At 67.0% G+C, this 4276-nt stretch carries 3 protein-coding genes; 2 read left to right on the top strand and 1 reads right to left on the bottom strand.

What is annotated here, in order from left to right; translation table 11 throughout:
* The coding region (gene traA, locus AX681_RS15395) for a Ti-type conjugative transfer relaxase TraA (protein ID WP_066682462.1) at positions 1-2531 on the top strand (2531 nt) is incomplete at its 5' end.
* 35 nt (positions 2532-2566) lie between these two features.
* The gene (locus AX681_RS15390) at positions 2567-3286 is read left to right on the top strand and encodes a DUF6118 family protein (RefSeq protein ID WP_231635606.1); all 720 of its coding nucleotides are present in this window, start codon (positions 2567-2569) and stop codon (positions 3284-3286) included.
* A gap of 3 nt (positions 3287-3289) precedes the next feature.
* Here the strand turns inward: AX681_RS15390 and lgt are convergent, their stop codons facing one another.
* Positions 3290-4165: a prolipoprotein diacylglyceryl transferase gene (gene lgt / locus AX681_RS15385; protein WP_007016079.1), complete on the bottom strand. Its 876-nt coding sequence runs from the start codon at positions 4163-4165 to the stop codon at positions 3290-3292.
* Between the last annotated feature and the right edge of the window lie 111 nt (positions 4166-4276).

Here is a 4276-nt window from a genome sequence, read left to right as displayed (position 1 = left end):
GCACGCCGAAGCCGCACGCGCATGTCATGCTGGCGATGCGCGATGTGGGGCCGGAGGGGTTCGGGAAGAAGAATCGCGACTGGAACAGCACCGAGCTGTTGAAAGACTGGCGTGAGGCGTGGAGCGCGCATGTCAACGAGCGCATGGCCGAGTTGGGGCTTGAGGGTCGGATCGATCATCGCTCCTATGAGGAGCAGGGCATCGAGCTGGAGCCGCAGCACAAGATCGGCCCGGCAGCATCGCGGCGACCGGAGCAGGGGCTTGAGGCGGAGCGGATCGAGGATCACACGCGCATCGCGCGTGAGAACGGCGATCGGATTATCGCCAATCCCAATGTCGCGCTGGACGCCATCACCCGGCAGCAGGCCACGTTCACTACCCGCGACCTTGCGACGTTCGCGTTCAGGCATTCGGACGGCAAGGAGCAGTTCGACCAGGTGATGGCGGCGGTGCGCGCCAGTCCCGAGCTGGTGGCGCTGGGCAAGGACGGGCGTGACCAGGAGCGGTTCACGTCCCGCGATATGATCGCGACCGAAGCGCGGCTTGAGCGTGCTGGAGACGAGCTGGCGGCGCGGAGGGATCATGGTCTCCCGGCAGCGGTTCTCGACCGAGCGAGCGCCGTTGCCGGGAGTGAAGGGCTCGTGCTCGGGGACGAGCAGCAAGCCGCGCTGGAGCATATAACCGCGTCGAGCGGCATCGCCAATGTGGTCGGATATGCCGGCACCGGCAAATCCGCCATGTTGGGCATCGCGCGCGATGGATGGGAGCACGCAGGCTACACCGTTCGCGGCGCGGCGCTGTCCGGCATCGCGGCCGAAAATCTGGAGGGCGGATCGGGCATCCAGTCCCGGACCATCGCCAGTCTTGAACACGCATGGGGGCAGGGGCGCGACCAGCTTGGCCCCAAGGACGTGCTGGTGGTGGACGAGGCGGGCATGATCGGCACCCGCCAGATGGAGCGGGTGCTGTCTCATGTCCGTGATGCCGGCGCCAAGGTGGTGCTGGTGGGCGATCCCGAGCAGTTGCAGGCGATCGAAGCCGGCGCGGCGTTCCGGTCGATGGCCGAGCGGCATGGCGCGGCCGAGATCACCGAGGTTCGCCGGCAGCGTGACGACTGGCAGAAGGAGGCGACGCGTTCGCTCGCCACAGGCCGCACAGGCGCGGCGCTGCACGCCTATGAGAGCCGGGGCATGGTGCAGGCGGCCGACACGCGCGAGGGGGCGCGGGGCGAGCTGGTGGGTGGTTGGGATCGCCAGCGCCAGGCCGAGCCGGACAAGACCCGGATCATTCTCACCCACACCAACGCCGAGGTGCGCGCGCTCAACGAGGAGGCGCGCGGGCGGATGCGAGCGACCGGCGAGCTGGGCGCGGACGTGGGCGTAACCGTGGAGCGTGGCCGGCGCGACTTCGCGGCCGGCGACCGGATCATGTTCCTGCGCAATGAGCGCAGCATGGGCGTGAAGAACGGCACGCTGGGCACGCTGGAGCAGGTCAGCGAGCGCCGCATGGCGGTACGGCTCGATGACGGCAACCGCGTCGCGTTCGACCTCAAGGACTATGCGCATGTCGATCACGGCTATGCCGCCACCATCCACAAATCGCAGGGCGTGACCGTCGATCGCGCGCATGTGCTGGCGACGCCGGGGATGGACCGGCACGGTACCTATGTCGCCCTGTCCCGGCATCGCGACGGGGTGGCGTTCCACTATGGCCGCGACGACTTCACCGATCAGCGCCAGCTCGCCCGCGTCCTGTCGCGTGACCGCGCCAAGGATATGGCCGGCGACTATGCCGCGCCGTCCGACCAGGACCGGGCACGCGCCTTCGCCGAGCGGCGCGAGATCCGGTTCCCGGAACTCGCACGGGAGATCGCCGCCAAGGTGCGCGACAAGGCCAAGGGCATGTTCGACGGCTTCCGGCCCAAAGCGGTGCGAGAAACATCCATTTCGGATGTAAAGGCGCAGGCCGAGCCGGCGATCGGGGGCAAGCCCGACCAGGCCGGGGCGATCGAACGCTATGCGCGCGCCGCGGCCGATATAGGCCGGATGCGCGCCAAGGACTTGCCGGTGCTGCCGCATCAGGAGAGCGCATTGCGCAAGGCTGGCGAGGCGCTGGACGCGAACCGGCCCCATGCCGCGCGTGATCTCGCTTCCGCGCTCAGGCGCGATCCCAGTCTCATCGAGCAGGCCGCTGGCGGCAACACCGGAGGGGCCGTGCGCGCGATGGCCGAGGAGCAGCGCGTGCGGCTCGACCCGGAGGCGCGCGCGGGTCGCTTCGTGGAAGCCTGGAAGGCGATGCAGCGCGATCGTGCTGCCCTTGAGCGGGCGGGCGACCGCCCCGGCGCGGAGCGGATGCGCGGCAACATGGCGAAGGTCGCCGGTGCGATCGGCCGCGATCCGCAACTTGAATCCGCGCTGCGTCGCCGCGCGCCCGAGTTGGAGCTGAAACTGGAGAATGACCGCGCAATCGGGGATGCGCTGGCGAAATCGCTGGGGCCGGACCGCGAGCGCGACCGGGGATTGAGCCGGTAGGCATTCGTGCTTTCGGGTATGAAAAGGAAGCAGGATTGAGCAAGGACGAGCACGAACCCGAGACAGCCCAGGAGGCCTTCGCGCGGGTGGAGGGTGAGCTGGCGCTGCTACGCCGCGCCGTCGAGCGCATGGCGGTCGAGCGCGCCGAACTTCCCGAGCAGCCCGACTATAGCGAGACGCTGGCGGGCATGGTGCAGAAGATCGACGCCACCTTGCAGCGCGCCGACGCGCTGGTGACGGCAGCCAGGGACGGAGCAACGCCGCGTCACGTTGTTGACCGGATCGTAGCGGCAGGCGGTGACGCCCGCGCCGAGGACCGGCGGACGATCGCGACCGCAGCCGCAGAGCTGAAGGATGCAACTCGGGCGCTTCAGGGCGTCACCGCATCGGCGCGGCGGGGCTACGAGCAGAACCGCTGGTTGATGTGGACGGCGATCGGCGGAGTGGTGCTCGGCATGGTGCTTTGGGCGGCGTTCGCCGGCGTCGTCGCGCGTGCCGTGCCGGCGAGCTGGCAATGGCCGGAAAAGATGGCGGCGCGAGCGCTCGACCTGTCAATGTGGGAAGGCGGGCAGCGGATGATGCAGGCCGCCTCGCCCACCGCGTTCCGCGCGATCATAGCGGCCGACAGGATGGTGTTGGCCAATCGCGAAACGATCGAAGGGTGCAGCAAGGCCGCAGCCCGAACGCGCGAGACGGTGCGATGCACAATCAAAGTTGGTGCTAGCCTTGAGGAGCAGCAGGATAGCGACCGCTAGTTCCTATTCACTGCAACTCGATTTTGGCATGATTGCTGGCTCACTTTTTACTGATTTGCCCTGCTGGTTGCGCGAGCCGGCGCGCCAAGCTGCGACTATCAAATAGATACCTGCGGCAATCATCGGCACGGTGAGCCACTGACCCATATGAAGCCCTGTTCTGGCTGTGAAGCCGACAAGCTGGGCATCCGGCTCCCGGAAGAATTCGACAATGAAGCGAGCGAGCCCATAGCCAAGAAGGAACACGCCGACGAGCATGCCAGGGCGACGTCGGGCGTTGGTAAACCAGAAAAGGCACGCGAGCACGGCAAACAAGACCAGTCCTTCCAGCCCGGCTTCGTAGAGCTGGCTCGGGTGACGCGCGAGGCCATCGCGACTTCCGGGGAACACAATCGCCCAAGGCACATCGGTGGGCTTTCCCCAAAGCTCACCATTCACGAAATTAGCGAGGCGGCCGAAGAACAGGCCGATCGGCACGGTGCAGGCGACATAATCATGGACCCGCAGCCATTCGAGGCCGTGTCGTCGCGCGAACAGGATCAGCGCGAGCGAGACGCCAGCTGCACCCCCGTGGAACGACATGCCGCCGTCCCACAGCTTGAGGATTTGCAGGGGGTCGAAGATCATCTCAGGACCGTAAAAGATCACATAGCCGAGACGGCCACCGAGGATAACGCCCAACGTCGCGTAGAACACGAGATCGTCGGCTTGTGCGCGGTTCATCGGGGCCGCTGGTTGGGCCAGCAGCCGCAGCAGATACCACCACCCGGCAATGATGCCGGCGATATAGGCCAGCGAGTACCAGCGGATGTCGAGCGGGCCTATGGAGATGGCTATCGGGCTCAATCCGAGGCTGGCGAATGCGATATGGCTATCCAAGGATTGTATCCTGCCTGCGAGAAGCGGCGCTCGAGCGCGCCATGGGTTATTCCGGTGCGATTGAAGCGCCGGCATCCTTGAGCGCCGCAAACCCGCCGGGGACGTGGGCGA

This window comes from Sphingomonas sp. CCH9-E2 (genome assembly GCF_001557215.1).
Taxonomy (GTDB): Bacteria; Pseudomonadota; Alphaproteobacteria; order Sphingomonadales; family Sphingomonadaceae; genus Sphingomonas.
The sequence above is the reverse complement of the archived record's forward strand: the minus strand, read 5'-3'. Positions and strand labels throughout refer to the sequence as shown.